Below are 20,062 nucleotides of genomic sequence, written 5' to 3'. Positions count from 1 at the left end.
CCCTTTTAAAGTACATGTGTCCCGCCATCCACTACGACTACGTCTCCGGTGATGTAGTCTGAAGCCGGTGCCGCCAGGAATACAGCGACCCCCTTTAGGTCAGTATCAGAACCGAATTTCCTTAGTGGCGTTCCTTCGAGGATTGCCTGACCGCCTTTTTCCAGCAGCCCTTTTGACATTTTGGTCGGGAAGAATCCAGGCGCTATTGCATTGACGTAGATGCCGCGCGGTCCCCATTTAACTGCCAGGTCTTTCGTAAAAGTGATCACGGCTCCCTTGCTGGCGTTATAGCCGATTGCATCCATCACCTTTGGATTGGACCCTTTCAATCCAGCCACCGATGCAATATTGATGATTTTTCCTCCACCTTGCTCAAGCATGACTTTTCCGGCTGTCTGGGACATCAGGAATGTTCCAGTCACATTGACATTCATGACCTTTTGCCAGGCCTCAAGCGGCATCTCTTCCGCCGGGGCCCCCCATGATGCGCCGCTGTTATTGACAAGGATATCGATCCGGCCGAATTTCTCAACAGTTTGATCGACGACATTTTTAACGTCCTCAGGGTTCGTGATGTCACATTTCAAAGCAAGAGATTCAACACCAATTTCCTTCAATTTATGGCTGACTTCCTCACATGCTTCGACTCGTCGCGAACAGACGACAACATTGGCTCCTGCTTCAGCAAAACCTACAGCGATCTGTTCTCCGAGACCGCGGCCGCCCCCGGTGACAATGGCTACTTTTCCTTTTAGTGAAAATAGTTCTGATACATGCATTGCTGCTCCCCCTTACATATATTTTTTCAGTTCATACCTTGCGATTGCTCGTTTGTGCACTTCATCCGGTCCATCCGCCAACCTTAGTGTTCGGATATTTGCCCAGGAAGCAGCGAGCGTAGTATCATCGCTTACCCCGGCAGCGCCGAAAGCCTGGATTGCCCTGTCAATGATTTTCAATGCCATATTTGGCGCGACCACCTTGATCATCGCAATTTCCGCCTTCGCTTCTTTGTTTCCAACCGTATCCATCATGTAGGCAGCTTTCAATGTCAGCAGTCTGGACTGCTCAATATCGATTCGTGCTTCCGCAATCCATTCCTGGATGACACCCTGCTCTGCAAGTTTTTTGCCAAAAGAGGTTCTTTCCAGGACCCGTTTTGACATATCCTCAAGAGCCCTTTCAGCCGCTCCAATCGTCCTCATGCAGTGGTGGATCCTGCCAGGGCCAAGACGCCCCTGGGCAATCGCAAAGCCTTTCCCTTCATCCCAAAGCATATAGGAGGCAGGTACTCTGACATTCTTGTATTCTATTTCGGCATGGCCATGCGGAGCATGATCATAGCCAAAGACTGGCAGTATTCTCTTAATTGTTACTCCTGGGCTATCCAGCGGAACGAGAATCATTGATTGCTGCTCATGCTTTGGAGCGTTCGGGTCATTTTTACCCATCACGATCGCAATCTTGCAGCGCGGATCGCCAGCACCTGATGACCACCATTTTGTCCCGTTAATGACATACTCGTCACCATCTCGGACGATGCTTGCCTGGATATTCGTTGCATCAGATGAAGCTACATCCGGCTCCGTCATCGAGAAGCAGGATCGGATCTCACCATCCAAAAGCGGTTTCAGCCATTGTTCCTTTTGCTCTTCAGTTCCGTAGCGGACAAGTACCTCCATATTTCCGGTATCTGGTGCAGCGCAATTGAACACCTCTGGCGCGATGCTGGACCTGCCCATGATTTCGCAAAGGGGAGCGTATTCGAGGTTGGTCAGTCCTTCACCATATTCGCTCTCTGGCAAAAACAGATTCCAAAGACCTTTTTCTTTTGCCTTTGCCTTTAGCTCTTCCATGATCGGTGGAACTTTTGAGAAAGGGTCCTTCTTGTCAATTTGTTCTTTATACACCTGTTCATTCGGATAAATGTATTCATCCATGAACTCTGTCAGCCTGGCCTGGTATTCCTTGACCTTCTCTGTATGGTCAAAATTCATTTTTTCCACCTCTTCCAATTTGTTTCTTACATACTAAACAGTAGGTATGTTCCGCATTTAATATTCTTTTTCCAGCTGTGCTGCTATGATGTTTTTCTGAATTTCGGAAGTACCTTCGTAGATCCTTGTAATCCTGGCATCCCGGAAAAATCTTTCCACAGGATAATCAGAAATATAGCCGAGCCCGCCGTGGATTTGAACGGCTTTATCAGCAACCCGGTTATACACTTCAGAACCATAAAGCTTCAGCATGGCCGCTTCCTTGATGACCTTTTTGCCCGAATCCACCATCCAGGCGACTCGGTATGTAAGTGACCGGAGCGCTTCGATTTCAACCGCCATTTCCGCAAGCATATGGCTGACCGCCTGGTGCTTGATTATTGGTGTACCGAACTGGATTCTTTCCTTTGCATAGGCAACAGACATATCGAGAAGCTTCTGGCAGGACCCAAGATTGCGGGATGCAAGGCCCGCCCTTCCATTGGCAAGTATTTTCAAGGCGTTCACATAACCCTGTCCTTCTTCTCCGAGCACATTTTCAACAGGGACCTCGCAATCCTCGAAAACCAATTCAGCTGAATGAGAACCTTTAAGTCCCATCTTTTTTTCGACTTTGCCAAGCTTGAATCCCGGGAAGTCCTTTTCAACAATGAAGGAAGTGATGCCTTTCGCACCTTTTTCAGGGTCCGTTACCGCCATTACGGTAAAAACACTTGCTTCGACAGCATTTGTAATATAATGCTTCAAACCGTTCAGGACGTATTTATCACCTTTTCTGATCGCAGTCGTCTTAAGGTTCGCCGCATTAGAACCGGCATCAGGCTCAGTGAGGGCGAAAGCGCCAATCTTTTCACCCTTTGCCATCGCCGGCAAGTATTTGCGTTTTTGCTGCTCATCGCCCATTTCGACAATGCCAACCGTGCCGATTCCGGTATGAGCGCCTATTAAAGTGGTGTACCCGTTGTGTGTCTGGCCAATTTCCTCATACAGGGCACATTTTTCAACCATGCCGATGCCGAGTCCCTCGTATTCTTCTGGGATGCTAAGTCCAAACAGCCCCATTTCCTTTGAAAGCTGGATGATCCGCTCAGGGATTCTATCTTCTTCTTCAATTTGCATCGCAACAGGGTCGACTTCACCCTGGATGAAATCACGGACATTGCTTTTTAATGCTAATAAATCCTCATCAAAGTCGAAATTCACCTGTGTTTGTCACCTCGTTTCTGGTAAAAACATAAATTTTTCATCAAAAGTAGATCTTGCTGAATCAATTGGCAGCTGATATTCCTGAATTTTTGATTTTATTCCTTAAAATTGATCATTTATTCCTGACTTTTTCTTTTTATTCCTTAAAAATGAACTTATTTTCCTTAAAATCGATTTATATTCCTATATGCTGCACCACCTATAGCAATAAACCCAGCAACTCTATGCCGGGTTTAATTAGTATCAAGAAGCATACAGCTGGTACAAAACATCTCCCTTAATGACCTCATTACCATTTTGGTTGACTGCTCGGACGAGGAATCGGAGATTGTTTTCATTTTCCTCTGCCAGTTCTGCCTGAAGAGTGACAACGTCATTCAGGAACACCATTCCTTTGAAACGGATTGTGTAGTCTTGAATGAAACCTTCCTCGTAAAAATCAGTGAACAGTTTCGCCAGGTTGCCCATAGTCCACATTCCGTGTGCGATAATCCCCGGCAGTCCCGCCTTCTTTGCTTCTTCGTCTATTGTATGAATCGGATTATAATCCCCGGACGCGCCAGCATATTTAATCAAAGTGATTCGATCCACTGGATCCAGCTGGATTTCCTTAAGAGATTCACCAATCTTCAATTCTGCTAATCTACTCATCCAATCAGCACCTTCCTTACTGCTTCAGTAATAATGACTGTTTGTGTAGAGGTGAAAACAACCTGCCCCATCTCGTCCTCACCAAAGCTTTCTAATACAAGGAAGCCCATTTCTCCCTGGGTGCCTTTCTTTTCAAAGTAATTTTTCACTACCGAGTAGCAGGTGATTTCTTCACCTACCAATAAGGGACGCTCATAATGGTAGGTTTGTTCACCATGGATCAGGCCTTTATTTGGAAGGTTCAATCCGTCGATTGTTCCATAGTCAAATACTCTCGGAAACGTTGGCGGCGCGATGTTTCTGCTGTATCTGGAGTTTTTGCCCGTTTCCTCGTCCACGAAAATGGGATGAAGATCCCCGATGGCTTCCGCGAACTTTTTGACTGCGCCGCGTTCGACTATATTTTTCACTTTATTCGATTGCTTGCCAATATGCTCTTTGAACATGGATCCTTCACCTCGCGTTAATTTTTGGGACCGCCTGCGACATAAATGACCTGGCCATTTACAAAGGATGATTTTTCATCCGCAAAGAAAGCGACCGCATTGGCAATATCCTCCGGTTTTCCGCTTCTACCAACAGGAATTCCCGCTACACTGTGTTTAATCAAATCCTCAAAAGGGATGCCAATTCGAGCTGCAGTTTCTCTTGTCATTTCCGTTTCGATAAACCCTGGAGCTACGGAGTTTGCGGTTATGCCGTAACGCCCCAGCTCAATGGCCAGGGTTTTGGTGAACCCCTGAAGCCCTGCCTTGGCTGCAGCATAGTTTGCCTGTCCTCGGTTTCCAAGTGCGGAAGTCGAAGAAATATTGATGATTCGGCCATATTTCTGTTCAACCATGTACTTCTGGGCAGCCCTGGCTGCATTGAATGATCCCTTCAAGTGGACATCCATGACCGTTTGCCAGTCAGAGTCGGTCATCTTGAAAAGAAGGTTGTCACGAATGACGCCAGCATTATTCACTAGAATATCAACAGAACCGAAGTGATCCTTCACCTCTTTGAATGCCTGTTCAACTTGCTCTGCGTCAGTAACATTCGCTACCTTTGAGTAGACTTCATATCCCTTTTCACGTAGTTCATTCGTTGTCTCAGCCAGAGCTTCCTCGTTCAAATCAATAAAAGCTACTTTAGCTCCTTCTTGCGCGAATAGCTGGACAATCCCTTTTCCAATTCCCCGGCTTCCTCCTGTTACAAAAGCCACTCGGCCATCAAATCTTCCCATCATGATTCCTCCCTATCTAGTAAACTGTTAACGCTTACAAATTCACTTATTAAACAAACTGGCCAATTTTCACATGGCCTTTTAACAGGTCCCTCGCGATGATCATCCGCTGGATTTCATCTGTTCCATCGTAAATTCTCCAAAGCCTTGCTTCACGGTACCAGCGCTCGATTGGCAATTCCCTTGTGTATCCCATACCGCCATGTATTTGCATGACGCGGTCAACTACCCTGTTCCCCATATTGGAGCCGTACAATTTAGCCATCGAGGCCATATGTCTGTTATCTTCACCTGCATCGAGCGTATAGGCGGCGTTCAGTACGAGCCACCTTGCTGCTTCGATTTCTACCGCCGAATCAGCAATCATCCACTGGATGGCTTGTCTTTCAGCAATCGGCTTGCCAAAGGTGATGCGTTCTTTTGAATAGTCAATCGCCATTTGCAGCAGGCGTTCGGCAGATCCGATTGCCCTTGCGCCAACAACCCATCTTGCAAAGCCAATCCATTCAAGTCCCAATTTGTAACCGCCATCGACTTCACCAAGAATGTTTTCTTCTGGTACGCGGACATTATCAAACACAAGCCCGGCTGGACCCCACTCGCCCATCGTATGTATATACTCTGACTTCCAGCCCATATCCCGGTCAACGATAAAGCAGGTCACTCCATCACGGCCGGTTGCTCGGTGCTTCTCTTTATCAGTAATGGCAATGACCATCACAAAGTCTGCTTCATTTCCGCCTGTTATAAATGTCTTTTCACCATTCAAAACCCATTCATTACCATCCTTGACTGCGGTCATTTTAATATTTCTTGTATCCGATCCTGCGCCTGGCTCTGTCATGGCGAAGCAGGACTTTTTCTCCCCATTGATGGTTGGGATTAAATATTTTTGCTTCTGCTCTTCGTTTCCGTAGTAAAGAATATTGTCAGCTGACCCACCGAATTGGAAAGGAACAAAGGTTTTGGAAATTTCCATCAAAACGATGGCCATCATCATCTGCCCTAGGTCGGCACCTCCATATTGTTCCGGCGTGTTGATTCCCCAGAAGCCTGCTTCCTTTGCCTTTAATTGCAGCTCTTTTAATTTTCCAGGCGGAAGGCTTGGACGACCTTCTCTTTCATTCCTTAGTACCTCATTTTCCAGAGGGATCAGTTCTTTTTCCACGAACCTGCGGATGGTCTTCTGTACCATTTTTTGTTCTTCTGTAAGGCGTAAATGCATTCAAGTCACTCCCCTAACTTTTTCTTATTAAACTGCATCTCTATTAAAATTGTATGTTACTACCCTTTTTCACATACCTACCGGTTGGTATGTTAATGTTAATTTTAGATTGAAATTTCAGAAAAATCAAGTTTTTTATGCATGAAACAAAAATAGCAGGGAAAATTCCCTGCTAAAAATCGGGCAGATAATCGAGATTGTTTTCTTTAATTCCGTCTGGCTCACTCCTAAGAATATCCCGTCCGTATTTATGGAATACATCCACATGGGCCAGCCTGCCAGCCTTAGCCTCACTGAGGGCAGTGACATAATCCAGTTCCCTGCCGTTGTCTGTCTTGAACGCGATCAGGTCTCCGTCATCATTTTTCCGGACAGCCACGATTTGCTCTTTCCCGGGCTGGCCAGTGTTTGCTTCGATTTCTGCCTGTGCTTTGCTTTGCTCCTTGTATTCATTGTAGATTTGGTTAAAATCTTTATTATCCAAAATACCACCTCCCGAACATATGTTTAGTTTTTGCCAAAAGGAAGCATTTATACAAAAAAAGAAGTGACACTAAGTCACTCCTCTAAAATGGCTGCCACGCTAATGTTCTGGCCTTGTTGAAACGCTGCTCGACTTCCTTCCAGTTGACGACATTCCACCAGTTTTCAACATATTTAGCTCTTTCGTTTTTATATTGAAGATAGTAGGCGTGCTCCCAAACATCCAAAACGAGGAGTGGAACAACATCCCACTGTGTCAGGTTTTGATGCTTTTCAGCCTGGAGGATTTCGAGGCGGTGGGAACGCGGGGACCAGACAAGAATGGCCCAGCCTACAGCTTCGACATTTTTAGCGGCTTCTGTAAAATGTCTTTTAAATCCCTCAAAGCTGCCGAAAGCATCATTGATTGCTTTGCCAAGCTGTCCTTTTGGAGATCCTCCTCCATTCGGGATCATAATGTTCCAGAAAATTGTGTGGAGATAGTGTCCTGATCCGTGGAAAGCTGCTTCCCTTTCCAAATGTTTGATCAAAGAAAAATCACCGGTTTGCCTGGCTTTCTGCATTTCTTTTTCTGCTTTGTTCAAGCCATCTACATAGCTTTGGTGATGCTTTAAGTGATGAAGTCTCATGATTTCTCTATCGATTACAGGCTCGAGCGCATTATAGCCATATGGCAAAGGCGGCAATTTGTGGCCTCCTATTGGCACCGGCTGCAGTCGTTGCGCTTGCTGGCGGTCAATTTCAGGACCATTCACATAATTTGTTAGTTCGTCAAATAATTTTCTCGCTTGTGCATATAAATCTTCCTCATCCACGTTACTTTCTGCTTTCTTTTTCAAGGTGAACAAGTTTTCTTCCCATTGCATTAACGAGTCTTGATCTTCCGATTCTCTAAGCAGAGCTTTCACGGAGTCCCATTTCTCTTCCATTTCCCTGCACCATTCCTGCAATGAATATCTAAACCAATACCCGTTCATTTAACCGCCTCCCCAAAACTACATCCATAATCAAAATATGTCCAGACTGGTTTAGGGATTACAGGAATTAAAGATAAATGGTACTTTGCTTCGGAAAAAAAGCTTATAATATGAATTATGTGAGAATTTATTTTAGGGAGGAATTTCATTATGGCATATCCAAATACGGATGAGACAGTGAACCTGTTAAAGGAACTGGTCAGTATTCCGAGTCCTTCAGGTAATACAAACGAAGTCATTACATATGTAGAAAATTATTTAAAGGAATTGCAGGTAGAAACAAAAAGGAATCGCAAGGGCGGTTTGATTGCTACCTTGCCTGGTAAAGATCAGCAAAACCACAGAATGCTGACTGCCCACGTCGATACTCTTGGCGCCATTGTAAAAGAAATCAAACCAAGCGGACGCCTAAAGCTTGATTTGATCGGCGGTTTTAAGTATAACTCCATTGAAGGTGAGTATTGCGAGATTGAGACGTCCAGCGGCAAAAAGTTCTCAGGAACGATTTTGATGCACCAGACTTCCGTACATGTCTATAAGGATGCCGGGAAAGCAGAGCGCAACCAGGATAACATGGAAGTTCGCGTCGATGAAAAAGTCCATAACGCTGAAGATGTGAGAGCACTTGGCATCGAGGTTGGAGACTTTGTTTCATTTGATCCGCGTGTACAGCTTCCACCATCCGGATATATTAAATCACGTCACCTGGATGATAAAGCAAGCGTAGCGATCCTGCTTCAGCTAATCAAACAAATCAAAAGCGAAAACATTGAATTGCCATATACGACACATTTCCTGATTTCCAATAATGAAGAAATCGGTTATGGAGGCAATTCGAATATCACGCCGGAAACCGTTGAGTACCTGGCGGTGGATATGGGTGCGATGGGCGATGGCCAATCTACCGATGAATACACGGTTTCCATTTGTGTAAAGGATGCGAGCGGCCCATATCATTATGAACTTCGTAAAAGGCTGACACAACTGGCGATCGACAATGGTATCGGCTACAAACTCGATATTTATCCATTTTACGGATCAGACGCTTCAGCTGCAATCCGTTCAGGACATGATATCATCCACGGTCTGATTGGGCCCGGAATCGATTCATCACACGCATTTGAACGAACACATAAGGATTCTATTGAAAATACAGCTAAGCTGCTTTATCACTACGTACAATCTGACATGGTTTTATAATGGTAAAAAGGAGATGCGCTTCGGTATTGAAGCGCATCTCCTTTTTCATCGTTATGACGTGTCTCATTTCATGATTTCTTCCGATACTGACTCGAAAGGCCATTCCGGGAGCATATTCGAGAGTGGTTTATCAACTCGATAGCCTAGCGCATATTCCGCTTGCATAACCGTATGGATTTCTCGCGTTCCTTCATATATCACTGGCGCTTTTGCGTTCCGCAAATATCGTTCGACAGGATATTCGTTTGAGAAACCGTAGGCACCATGGATTTGCACAGCATCATTTGCTGCTTCGTAGGCATAATCGCAGGCCTGCCATTTGGCCAGTGAGGTTTCACGGGTATTCCGCTTGCCATGATTTTTTAGCCAGCCTGCCCGGTAAACAAGCAGGCGCGATTGTACGAGCCCAGCTTCCATCTTCGCGATCATCTGCTGGACGAGCTGGTGCCTGCCGATTTCCTTGCCGAAAGTACTTCTTTCATGACAATACTTCAAGCTTGCTTCAAGACTTGCCATAATCGTTCCGCACGCACCTGCGGCCACCGTGAAACGGCCATTATCCAGGGCGGACATTGCGATCTTAAAGCCGTCACCTTCCTTGCCAAGCAGGTTTTGTTTTGGAACCTTTACATGATCAAAAAAGATTTCACCGGTATTCCCCGCCCTGATCCCAAGCTTCCCTTTTATCGCCTTGGAGGAGAAGCCATCCCAGTTCCTCTCAACGATAAAGGCCGAAATGCCATGGTGTTTTTTACTTTTATCGGTATACGCAAATACGAGGAAATGGTCAGCAACATCACATAATGAAATCCATGTTTTCGACCCATTCAAAATATAATAATCCCCCTCGTTTGTGGCTTTTGTCTGCATAGCCGCTACATCCGATCCTGCATTCGGCTCGGTCAATCCGAACGCCCCTACCTTTTCCCCTTTTGACTGAGGAACTAAATACTTTTGTTTTTGCTCTTCAGTTCCCCATTGCAGGAGAGTCATACTGTTGAGGCCAGTGTGAACGGAGACTGCAGTCCTGAAGGCAGTATCCCCGCGCTCAAGTTCCTCACAAACAATGGCCAAAGAATTATAATCCATCCCGCTGCCGCCATATTGTTCCGGTATGCAGACTCCCATAAGGCCAAGATCCGCAAGCCTTGTCAAAATACTGCTCTCAAAATGCTGCTTTTCATCCCATTCTTTTATATAAGGCATGATTTCCCTGTCAACAAAATTCCTGACCGTTTTCTTTAACAGCTCTTGTTCATCTGTAAAATCAAAATTCATCATTGATGATCACTCCTTAAGAAAAGCGTAAGCGCCTTGCTCAGCCAAGACAAGAGTTGGAGGGCCGACCGGTGAAGTTGTTCTTTGCTTTATTGGTCGGACTGAACGACTCGAGGGGCTAGGGGCGCTGAAGCTAGACGTTTTTATTATACTTTCCTCTGTAAAAAGGGGAAACCAATGATGGATTCCCCTTTTTTTAGTATCTTTACTTTACGCCGATCGGCACAACCTGCTGGCCGACAGCCTGAATCAGTTCCTTCGGCATCGGGAATGAAACCGCCGCAGGGTCTTTCGCTACAGCTCCGGCAACCCTCTCCAGGTCTTCCTCTGTTAGGCTGTACTGTGCAAAATCTGAAGGCAACCCTGTTTTATGCTGAAGGACCCGGATCTTTTCAACGACCTTTGCCAGCACGGTCTCATTGTCCTCGTGTTCATTGAATGTAACACGCAAAGCAGATGCCAGTTCTTTTACCTTCGGAAGGTACAGGCTTGGTACATATTCCATGACTACAGGAAGGAAAACAGCATTCGCCAAGCCATGCGGAATCCTGAAGAGTGCGCCATAGGCATGTGCAAAGTTATGGACTGGAATCGCGTTCAACGCAAAGCTGAACGCGGTGATTCCCATTAAGCTCGCCTGCAGCATTTCCATTCTTGCATGAACATTGGAACCTTCAGATACAGCTACAGGCAGATTCTTTTCGATCAGCCTGATTGCGTGCAATGCATGGGCATCTGTCAGTGCAGTTGCGTTTGGCGATGCGAAGGCTTCAATTGCGTGTGTCAATGCGTCGAATCCTGTGAACGCGGTGATTGCCGGTGGCAGCCCCACAGTAAGGTCCGGATCCAGCACGGCAATGTCCGCGCTGAGGAAAGGATTGATAATATTTCCTTTCATTTGGATATCTTCATTGTATATGACCGCGATCGGCGACACTTCTGAACCGGTACCCGCTGTAGTTGGCACTGCGATGTGCGGGATTGGAATATGGGTTGCCTTCGGGAACTGCTCAAATAAAAAGCCTCCAGGTATGGCTTCCTTTATGTCGGTCAAGCCTTTATGCATGGCGTATTTTACGCCTTTGACCGTGTCAAGTACGCTTCCTCCGCCGACAGCCAGCAAGCCATCCGCACCAACTTCCCTTGCATATCGGAGTGCCTCATTCACTGAACTGCTTTCTGCGTCCTGAGCAATATCCACATAGATACCAGCTAATTCTGGACCCGTGCCTTTGGTCGTCAATTCAAAAATCTGTGCAACCTTTCCGACTACTCCTGCTTTTTCTAAGCCCCTGTCGCTAAAAAGAACCACCCTTTTAGAGCCCAATCCCTTGAATAAATCGGGCACCATTGCCCTTGAATTAGAACCGCTGTAGATCGCTGAGCGGAGCGAGAATTGCGATAATGTTGTACTTTGCATCCTTTTCACCTCATTATTATTTTAGTTTTTTATTCAGCACTGTCGGAAAGCAGCAAGCCATACCATGAACGCTTATGAACTTCTGGTACCATGGAAGTGTGTACATGCTTGACCTGCGTGTAAGCATCAAGTGAATGCTTACCCATCTCGCGGCCGATTCCGCTTTGTTTGTAGCCGCCAAACGGAGCATCATTGCGCAGCATATGCCAGTCGTTGATCCAGACAACTCCTGCCTGCAGCTTGCGTGCGACGTCATATGCTTTATTGACATCCTGTGTCCATACTCCGGCAGCAAGCCCATAGATTGAATCATTCGCCATCCTGATTGCATCATCCAAATCGGTGTATCGAATAACAGACAGCACCGGTCCGAAGATTTCCTCACGGGCGATTTTCATATCATTTGTGACATTCGTGAAAATCGTCGGTTCGATGAAGTGGCCATTTTCGCAGCCGGCCACCTTTCGTTCGTGTCCGCCGCATACGAGTGTTGCACCTTCTGCTTTGCCCGCTTCGATATAGGATAAGATGGTTTCTTTTTGCTTCTGTGAAATGATCGGACCAACATCAGTAGCTGGATCAAGCGGATTGCCAAGCTTGATTTTGCCAGCCAGCTTTACGAGGTTTTCCACAATCACATCATGTAAATGGTCAGGCACAAATAACCTCGTCCCTGATTCACAAAGCTGCCCGGAATGCAAAAACACTCCAAATAAACTTCCAGGCAGTGCGATGCTTAAGTCGGCATCCTCGAGGATGATGTTTGGAGATTTCCCGCCTAGCTCGAGTGTTGTATTTTTAACCGTCCCTGCAGTTAGCTGCATTACCTTGCGTCCGACTTCAGTCGACCCTGTAAAAGCAACCTTATCGACCTTTGGATGGCTTGCCAGCGTTTCACCAACTTCGGCACCTGGTCCAGTGACGACGTTTATGACTCCTGGAGGCACGACCTGGGAAATGATTTCAGCTAGCTTCATCGTCGATAACGGTGTATAGCTCGCAGGCTTGACCACAATCGTGTTGCCCATCGCCAAGGCTGGTGCGATTTTCCAAGTCGCAATCATCATCGGTAGATTCCATGGTGTGATTGCTGCGCAAACGCCTATTGGCTCGCGCCAGATAAAATTGTGAGCCGGTCCAGGGAACGGCGGAATTGGAAGCGTTTCCGAAAATGGGTACTCTTCCACAAACTTGGCCAATGTCTGGAACAAATCAACCATTTGCAGGATGTCGTTTGCCCCAATCCTCCTTATGGTACCGCCCGAGCTGATGGCTTCGAGGTAAGCAAGTTCTTCAGCATGTGCAGCAATTTGATAAGAAATAGCGTATAACACCTTCGATCTGTCCTTCGGCTTCATATCCTTCCAGTCGGTTTCATCGAAAGCCTTCCTAGCCGCATCTACTGCTCTGTCCACATCCGTTGCATTTCCTTTTGCCACTCGTGCCACTAATTCCCCGGTAGCTGGATTAAAGACATCAAATGTTTCCTGGCTGCTCGCAGCCTCCCACTTTCCATTAATGAATAAAGAAAATGTTTTTACATCGACATTGACAGTCATTTTGCGCCCTCCTTATTGGGTTTATATAAATTTATTAAAAAACTAGTTACTAAATCATTGAAGAAGATCCTATTGGAGTCCTTATTTAACATAATCTTGATTATAGCGTCACCAATAGGGCGTATTGGAACCTCGGTTTACCAGTAATTGGATTATCGGGTCATCAATTGGGCTTATTGGAACCTCGGTTTACCAGTAACTGGATTATCGGGTTACCAATAGAGCTTATTGGAACCTCCGTTTACCAGTAACTGGATTATCGGGTTACCAATAGAGCTTATTGGAACCTCCGTTTACCAGTAACTGGATTATCGGGTTACCAATAGAGCTTATTGGAACCTCTGTTTACCAGTAACTGGATTATCGAGTCACCAATAGAGCTTATTGGAACCTCTGTTTACCAGTAACTGGATTATCGCGTCACCAATAGGGATTATTGGAAACTTGGTTTACCAGTAACCGGTTTTTAAGGACACCTATAGGTTTTTTAGATGGCTTGTTTCATTAGTTACGGAAATACCTGACACCACTGTGTCATTTGATGGCTTATCCCTAAAAAAACATAGTAAGTTTTCCTTACAAAACCCCCATTTCAGTCTCAGATACTCTATAAATCTCTTCGATCCGCTTCCCTCTTGCTCTCGAGAGTATTTCCATCCGGACTGAAAGCTGTTTTAATGTAAAGTTCATTGTATCTTCAATCTGGTTTCCAAATGTGCTCACATCCTTGTCACGGAAGCCCTCCTGGTTCAAGCGGATCGCGAGCGGAGTCAGCTCTTGCATTTTTCCTTCAACATATTCGTACAGATGCGGGTGCTCACAGATCAATCTTTGCAGCAGGAAGGTTCCATAACCGATATGTCTTGACTCGTCCCTTTTCAAATTACCGATTCCCTTAAGAAGTCCTGGCATCAGGCCGAGTGTTTCGAGATTTTGATAGAAGGAATAATAGCCGGTTTCGGCAAGTACTCCTTCAACAAACATGTTATAGACGGTGGCTGCTTCGGCGATGGCTTCGGGTGATTGGTCAGTCAGCAGGCGATCCATCGTCGTTGGCAAAATTTCATAAAATATCGTTTTGTAAGTCTCAGTATGGTGTCCTGAAAGGTCGTCTGTTGCTCCCAAAGCGTTCAGAACAAGCCTGAAAAACTCGGTGTGCTTGGCTTCTTCAAACAGGAAGGTTGTTAGGAACATCTCTTCCTCCAGCCTGCCTTCCTTGGCGATAGCCATGATCAGCGGCAGCAGGTCGAGTGTGACAGCTTCCTCACCGGCCTGGAATTGCGAAATAAGCCGTAGAATATCATTTTGCTGTTCGGTGTTCAGCTGCTTCCAATCTTTTTGATCCTGGGTAAAATCAATATCTGCAGGATTCCAGATTCCAAACTTCTTCGCTTTTTGATAGAGGCGGAACGGGAATGAATCCACTTGCAGCCCCCGCTTGCTTGTCGTTAAAATCGTTCTCTGCTCCATTTGTATTCCTCCTTGATTACCAGTTTTAATGTGTATGGATATTTGCAGCAGCTTCTCTTAGTCTAATTTTAAGAATTTTACCGACACCATTGCGTGGCAAGGATTCCATGAAAATAATCCTCTTTGGTGTCTTATTCCTGGCTAGGTGATCCTGGCAGTATTGAATCAGTTCCTCCTCTGATGGATTGGCTTCCGGTTTTTTCACTACACACGCAACAATTTCCTCACCCATCCTTTCATCAGGAACGCCTACGACAGCCGCTTCCGAGACAGATTCATGTGCATTAAGAAGCTCCTCAATATCACGGGGATAGATATTGAAACCGCCCCTGATGACCAGATCTTTTTTCCGGTCGACGATAAAAAGATATCCATCTTCATCAACTCTCGCCATGTCGCCAGTATGCAGCCATCCCCCCTTAATGACACGGTTTGTTTCTTCTTTGTTCTGATAATATCCGGGCGTTACGTTGTCACCGGAAACGAGCAGTTCACCAACTTCTCCGGTCGGCACCTCGCTGCCCTCGTCATTAATGATTTTTATCTGGACCCCTGGAATCGGGATTCCAACAGAGCCAGGCTTTATGGCGATTTTTTTATTATGTGCGGTCACGATAGGGGCAGCTTCCGATAATCCATAGCCCTCCAATACCTTCGCACCAAATCTTTGCCGAAAGCCATTCAACAGTGCTATTGGCAATGGTGCCGAGCCGGAACCGATCCATTCCAGAGAGGAAGTATCATATAGATCAGCCTGTGGACTTCCTACCAAAGCATGAATCATGGCAGGCACTGCTGAGAAGGATCGAACTTTGTATGTCTCTATGGCTTTAAAAATTTCCTGTGGATCAAATCTTGAGAAGACGACAACAGAGCTTCCCGTTATGTAGCACGTATTCGAGATGGTCAGGCCGTATACGTGCGCTAACGGGAGGACGCCGATCGTGACGCCTCTGTCGGTTTCATTATGGGCTGCAGAGTTAACGGCATTGGTGTAGAGATTTTTGTGGGTCAACAGAACGCCTTTTGGATTTCCGGTCGTTCCCGAGGTGTATAAAATGACAGCGGTATCATTTTCATGGACATTGTCTTCGTTGTTAGTTGAATTCACCGACATAAGATCATATAGATTGACCATCTCATCGCTGCCTGGAAGATCAGTTACAACAAGGAGCGGTTTCACTTCGAGCTCCGCGATGGCCTTCTTCATGTTTTCTGCCGTATAAGCAGAGGCAATCACAACTTTAGCCTGGCAATTTTTTATAATATACTGGATTTCCTTTGGGTGAAGGGTGAACATGATTGGGACGATCACGGCACCGCTTCTTGTAATTCCCTGATAGGAGAAAATCACTTCTGGATTGTTCGGCATACAGACGACAACCCTGTCACCATTTTCGACGCCGAGCTTCCTAAGACCATTTGCGATCTGGTCAGCATATTTTTTTGTTTCCACATTGGTAAACTGCTGATCCTGATAAAAAATAAATGGGTATTCACCATATTCGCTGATATTGTTTTCAAGTAGTTCTGCAAGCTTCATATAACCCTCTCCTTTTCAAAAAGAAAGATAGGCCTAGCGACTTTACAGCAATCGATAATAAAAAATGGAGTTTCGTTTCTCTTTCATCACCTCATTTCGTGATTCCATCAAATCTAGATGCCCCTGGATTTGCGAGAGTCCGAGAAAAACAATCGCCCCTTTAAGATGCGGGTAGACTTCCTGGCAAATCTCATAAACATTCTTATCCCGCTCCTTCAACTGTCGATGGATCTGCTGGCAGCGAGTATCGTGTTGGTCTAATCTTTTATCAATCAGTTCAATATGTCCCGTAAAAGGTTTTCCATGTCCGGAGTAACACTTTCCGAGTTGGAGATCTCTGGACCGACGCAGTGAATCCCTATACTGGATCAATGGAGCAGGCCGTTCTTTCTTTCCAGACGGAGGAGGCTCAATAAAAGCATTAACGGCAAGCTCTGGGATAATATGGTCACCAACAAAGGTAATTCCTTTTTGTTCATTTACCAGCAGGATATCCGTCTGGCTATGGCCGGGAACATGCAGGACCTTGTAAGGTTTTCCTCCTATGTAGACTTCTTCCCCTTCGCTAATATAATGGACATCACGCCAGATTTCTTCTTTGTATTTACGGGCATGCTGATGAACGGAAGGATCCGCTCCACACTGTCTGATGAAATCATTAAAAAAATCGTTTAGTCTATTAAACTCTGTTTCGCCTCCGGTGATCACCGGTTCGGCTAGCTCATGTACATAAACCGGGAGTCCGGCTTCCTCTTGAATCAGACTGACACCGCCAGAATGGTCCGTGTGCATATGTGTAACAATCATATGATCAAAATCACTAAATGCCAGTTTATGTTCTTTTAAAAGTGATTTGAGCTGGTAAAAGGATTTCTCACCCGGATTGCCTGTATCGATGAGTGTTGCTGTTTCGCCCAGAACCGCGTATACGACAACGATTCCTTCAGAAAAAGGCGAATCCAGAGTAAGTGGTATGATTTTATGGATAGGTCATCGCCCCTTTCTTATAGAATCAAAGTATTCTAGGAAATTACTTTTACGGAAGATCCCTTGAATAACCCAATTGCATTTCCGCCAAGCATCTTATCGATTTGTGTCTCGGACACACCGTTTTCCCTCAGCTGCGGCAGGATATTGGTGAAAATGTGGCCTGGCTGCCAGTTCTCCATGATTTTTGCTGCCTGTTCAGGCATAACAGGAGGACGGCCGAGCCAGATATTCACAGTATCATGGGCCAGTAAGATCTGGTTCTCATAACCTGCAGTAAGCAAAGCAAGAAGAGTTTGTACACGCTGCTGATCGAATGGTGCTCCCACCATCCCCTGGATTCCAAAGCGGTCAAAGCCGATCCTGACACCCTTGTCAAGCACTTGTTTGTGGTATTCAGGGTCGGTATTCCCGCACATATGGCCAATGATGATTTTTCCTGGATCCGCTCCATTTTCCATCAATAGTCGAACCTGTTCGGGACCCATTGTACCTTCCTGTGTATGGGTCAAGATCACAGCTCCTGTTTCCTGCTGGATACGCGCACCCGCACGGAAGAACATTTTTTCGTATTCTGTGATTTCGTCTTTGCTTGAAGCCAATTTGATGACTCCTGGCTTGATTCCAGTACCGGCAATGCCCTCGGTAAGCTCTTTCTTGAACATTTCGTAGATTTCTTCTTCAGCTGTACCCAATGCCTGCCTGAATTTGAAATAGGGTGTTGCTCCTTCGCCTTCATAATAATAGCCTGTTGCACAGATGATCTTAAGTCCGGTCGCCTCAGATATTTTCTTTAAAAATTCCGGGTTTCTGCCACATTCATTTGGTGTCGGATCGACGACAGTCTGGACACCGAAGCTCTGTATATGCCTGGCAATGTTGATTGCCTCTTCCAAAGCTGCCTCCTCATTGAAAGCACCTAGCGTCACATCGCCCTGGAAGCCTGGATAGCCAAAGATAAAGTGTTCATGAATCAAAGTTTTTCCCAATTGTTCTGCTTGAATTGGACCGGTTACCGTATTGATCATTGCCATACTGCTGCACCCCTTTTTAAGGTTTTAAAATCAGCTTTCCTTTCGTTTTCCGGGACTGTAAAAGGCGGTGGACTTCTGCTGCCTGACCGAGCGGGTAAACACCACCGATTGTCAGCTTTAGATGCCCCTCAGATATAAACCTGAGCATTTCTGCCATGCTTGATTGAATCAATGCCGGCTTTCTCATGATTTGCGGCAGGAAAAAACCAATGACAGATTGGTTCCTGGCCATCAAAGATGATGGATAAAACCTGCTCTGCTCTCCGCTTGCAACGCCGTAAATGACAAGACGGCCAAATGTAGCAAGGCATTTCAGCGTCTTATTGAAAATCTCGCCGCCAGCCATTTCCAGGGCGACATCCACCCCTTTGCCGCCGGTCGCTTCCAGCACCTTTTCTTCCCATCCCGGTTCCGTATAATTTATTAAAACATCCGCTCCCATATCAGCTGCGAGCGCCAGTTTCTCCTGATTGCTAGCGGTTGCTATTACTTTGCCAGCGCCTAATAGCTTGGCAAGTTGGACAGCAAGAGTGCCAACACCTCCGGCTGCAGCATGGACTAAAACTGTTTCACCTTTTTCCAGGCGCCCCATCGTTTTGAGAATGTGATAGGCGCTCAATCCCTGCAGCGGCAGTGCGGCTGCCTGCTCAAATTCCATATTGTCCGGCATGGGGATCAGGCCGCGGCTGTCGGCCAGGGCATACTCTGCATAGCCTCCGGATTCAATCAGCGTCACAACGCGGTCACCAGGCTTTACATTCGTTACTGTTTCCCCAGCTTCAACTACTACACCGGCAATTTCTGCTCCAGGAATAAATGGCAGTTTAGTAGGTACGACATACTGGCCTTCTCTTCTCGCAGTGTCAGCATAATTAACGCCAATCGCATGGATTTCAATCAATACTTGTTGCCCTTTTGGTATTGGCCGTTCCAGTTCGACTGTCTGCAGTACTTCTGGTCCGCCGTATTCTGTGAATTGAATTGCTTTCATCATGATCCTCCTCAGTTGCCTGTAAATTTAGGTTTCCTTTTTTCCTTAAATGCTGCGATTCCTTCTTGATGGTCCTCTGTTGAAACCATCATCGTCTGGGTAATCCGCTCTTGCTCAAGGATTTCCTCTAAAGTTGCGGTCATTGAATGGTCCACCAGCTTCTTGATCATGCCATACGTCCGTGTTGGCCCATTGGCTAGCTTGCCGGCCAGTTTTAACGTTTCCTCTTGAAGGTTTTCCAATGGCACCAGGTAGTTGATGACTCCGAGCTGATACAAGCGTTCTGCTGGAATAGGTTCTGCGGTGAACATAAATTGTTTAGCCAGATGCGGCCCTACCAGTCTCGGGACAAAATAGGAACCGCCGCCATCGGAGACCAGGCCTACCTGGGAAAAGCTCAGGGCAAATTTGCTGTCGTCCGCAGCGATGATCAAATCACATGCCAATGCGAGGTTAAAGCCAGCGCCGGCAGCAAAACCATGTACTGCAGCGATGATTGGCTTCTCAGTATTCTTAATGGTGAGAATACATTCATTCAATTTGCCGATATGGTCATAAACGCCGACGGCATTTGCCTGTCCCATCGTCTTCACATCGCCCCCGGCACTGAAGGATCGGCCAGAGCCAGACAGCACGATTACTTTGACATTGGGGTCCTCTTGGGCCTTACGGATTTCATCTGTCAGTCCGAGGATCATTTCCGGACTGAAAGCATTCAGGCTCTCTGGCCTGTTAAGCGTCAATGAAAGGACCGGGCCGCTACTGTTTACAATTAAATGATCACTTGTTTTAACTTCTGTCATATCGTTCACCCTT

At 46.1% G+C, this 20,062-nt stretch carries 19 protein-coding genes; 1 reads left to right on the top strand and 18 read right to left on the bottom strand.

Translation table 11 applies throughout. The annotated features are described in order from the left end of the window. Window positions 1–5: 5 nt before the first annotated feature. The 9 genes from J7E38_RS10885 to J7E38_RS10845 form a co-directional block, all read right to left on the bottom strand. On the bottom strand, window positions 6–779 hold the full coding sequence (locus J7E38_RS10885; RefSeq protein ID WP_214705776.1) for an SDR family oxidoreductase: 774 nt from the start codon (window positions 777–779) through the stop codon (window positions 6–8). Between the two features lie 12 nt (window positions 780–791). Next, window positions 792–1,997 carry an acyl-CoA dehydrogenase gene (locus tag J7E38_RS10880; RefSeq protein ID WP_214705775.1) on the bottom strand — a complete coding sequence of 402 codons (1,206 nt, stop codon included), beginning with the start codon at window positions 1,995–1,997 and terminating at the stop codon, window positions 792–794. Between the two features lie 57 nt (window positions 1,998–2,054). Then, window positions 2,055–3,200, bottom strand: a complete 1,146-nt coding sequence (locus tag J7E38_RS10875) for an acyl-CoA dehydrogenase family protein (protein ID WP_214705774.1) — start codon at window positions 3,198–3,200, stop codon at window positions 2,055–2,057. 246 nt (window positions 3,201–3,446) lie between these two features. Beyond that, complete coding sequence (locus tag J7E38_RS10870) at window positions 3,447–3,854, bottom strand: MaoC/PaaZ C-terminal domain-containing protein (protein WP_214705773.1); 408 nt, start codon at window positions 3,852–3,854, stop codon at window positions 3,447–3,449. Then, on the bottom strand, window positions 3,851–4,300 hold the full coding sequence (locus J7E38_RS10865) for a MaoC family dehydratase N-terminal domain-containing protein (protein ID WP_214705772.1): 450 nt from the start codon (window positions 4,298–4,300) through the stop codon (window positions 3,851–3,853). Before J7E38_RS10865 ends, J7E38_RS10870 begins: the two co-directional genes overlap by 4 nt. Before the next feature lie 17 nt (window positions 4,301–4,317). Further along, window positions 4,318–5,082: a beta-ketoacyl-ACP reductase gene (locus J7E38_RS10860; protein ID WP_214705771.1), complete on the bottom strand. Its 765-nt coding sequence runs from the start codon at window positions 5,080–5,082 to the stop codon at window positions 4,318–4,320. A 46-nt stretch (window positions 5,083–5,128) separates the two neighbouring features. Beyond that, window positions 5,129–6,304: an acyl-CoA dehydrogenase family protein gene (locus tag J7E38_RS10855; protein WP_214705770.1), complete on the bottom strand. Its 1,176-nt coding sequence runs from the start codon at window positions 6,302–6,304 to the stop codon at window positions 5,129–5,131. Window positions 6,305–6,476: 172 nt separating this feature from the next. Further along, a complete protein-coding gene (locus J7E38_RS10850) occupies window positions 6,477–6,722 on the bottom strand; it encodes a DUF3892 domain-containing protein (protein WP_483297168.1) in 246 nt (81 codons plus the stop codon). A gap of 148 nt (window positions 6,723–6,870) precedes the next feature. Next, window positions 6,871–7,764 (bottom strand): superoxide dismutase, encoded by an 894-nt coding sequence (locus J7E38_RS10845; RefSeq protein ID WP_214705769.1) that lies wholly within the window; start codon window positions 7,762–7,764, stop codon window positions 6,871–6,873. A gap of 150 nt (window positions 7,765–7,914) precedes the next feature. Between J7E38_RS10845 and J7E38_RS10840 the strand changes: the two genes are divergently transcribed. Then, window positions 7,915–8,964: a M42 family metallopeptidase gene (locus tag J7E38_RS10840; RefSeq protein ID WP_214705768.1), complete on the top strand. Its 1,050-nt coding sequence runs from the start codon at window positions 7,915–7,917 to the stop codon at window positions 8,962–8,964. A gap of 63 nt (window positions 8,965–9,027) precedes the next feature. Here the strand turns inward: J7E38_RS10840 and J7E38_RS10835 are convergent, their stop codons facing one another. The 9 genes from J7E38_RS10835 to J7E38_RS10795 form a co-directional block, all read right to left on the bottom strand. Further along, window positions 9,028–10,242 carry an acyl-CoA dehydrogenase family protein gene (locus J7E38_RS10835; RefSeq protein ID WP_215038475.1) on the bottom strand — a complete coding sequence of 405 codons (1,215 nt, stop codon included), beginning with the start codon at window positions 10,240–10,242 and terminating at the stop codon, window positions 9,028–9,030. Window positions 10,243–10,447: 205 nt separating this feature from the next. Next, on the bottom strand, window positions 10,448–11,662 hold the full coding sequence (locus J7E38_RS10830) for an iron-containing alcohol dehydrogenase (protein ID WP_214705766.1): 1,215 nt from the start codon (window positions 11,660–11,662) through the stop codon (window positions 10,448–10,450). Window positions 11,663–11,691: 29 nt separating this feature from the next. Beyond that, entirely contained in the window at window positions 11,692–13,221 is a 1,530-nt protein-coding gene (locus J7E38_RS10825) for an aldehyde dehydrogenase family protein (protein ID WP_214705765.1), read from the bottom strand. Between the two features lie 576 nt (window positions 13,222–13,797). Next, window positions 13,798–14,691: a R2-like ligand-binding oxidase gene (locus tag J7E38_RS10820; protein WP_214705764.1), complete on the bottom strand. Its 894-nt coding sequence runs from the start codon at window positions 14,689–14,691 to the stop codon at window positions 13,798–13,800. Window positions 14,692–14,716: 25 nt separating this feature from the next. Then, on the bottom strand, window positions 14,717–16,234 hold the full coding sequence (locus J7E38_RS10815) for a class I adenylate-forming enzyme family protein (protein ID WP_214705763.1): 1,518 nt from the start codon (window positions 16,232–16,234) through the stop codon (window positions 14,717–14,719). A 42-nt stretch (window positions 16,235–16,276) separates the two neighbouring features. Then, the gene (locus tag J7E38_RS10810; protein WP_353049949.1) at window positions 16,277–17,173 is read right to left on the bottom strand and encodes an MBL fold metallo-hydrolase; all 897 of its coding nucleotides are present in this window, start codon (window positions 17,171–17,173) and stop codon (window positions 16,277–16,279) included. Window positions 17,174–17,256: 83 nt separating this feature from the next. Continuing rightward, a complete protein-coding gene (locus J7E38_RS10805; RefSeq protein ID WP_214705762.1) occupies window positions 17,257–18,255 on the bottom strand; it encodes a phosphotriesterase family protein in 999 nt (332 codons plus the stop codon). Window positions 18,256–18,271: 16 nt separating this feature from the next. Further along, window positions 18,272–19,246: a quinone oxidoreductase family protein gene (locus tag J7E38_RS10800; RefSeq protein ID WP_215038444.1), complete on the bottom strand. Its 975-nt coding sequence runs from the start codon at window positions 19,244–19,246 to the stop codon at window positions 18,272–18,274. Window positions 19,247–19,257: 11 nt separating this feature from the next. After that, window positions 19,258–20,049: an enoyl-CoA hydratase/isomerase family protein gene (locus J7E38_RS10795; RefSeq protein WP_214705760.1), complete on the bottom strand. Its 792-nt coding sequence runs from the start codon at window positions 20,047–20,049 to the stop codon at window positions 19,258–19,260. Window positions 20,050–20,062 lie beyond the last annotated feature (13 nt).

It is taken from the genome of Bacillus sp. ISL-35, from assembly GCF_018613355.1.
Lineage (GTDB): Bacteria > Bacillota > Bacilli > Bacillales > Cytobacillaceae > Mesobacillus.
Note: the sequence above shows the minus strand (reverse complement) of the source record. Positions and strands in the feature narration are given on the sequence as shown.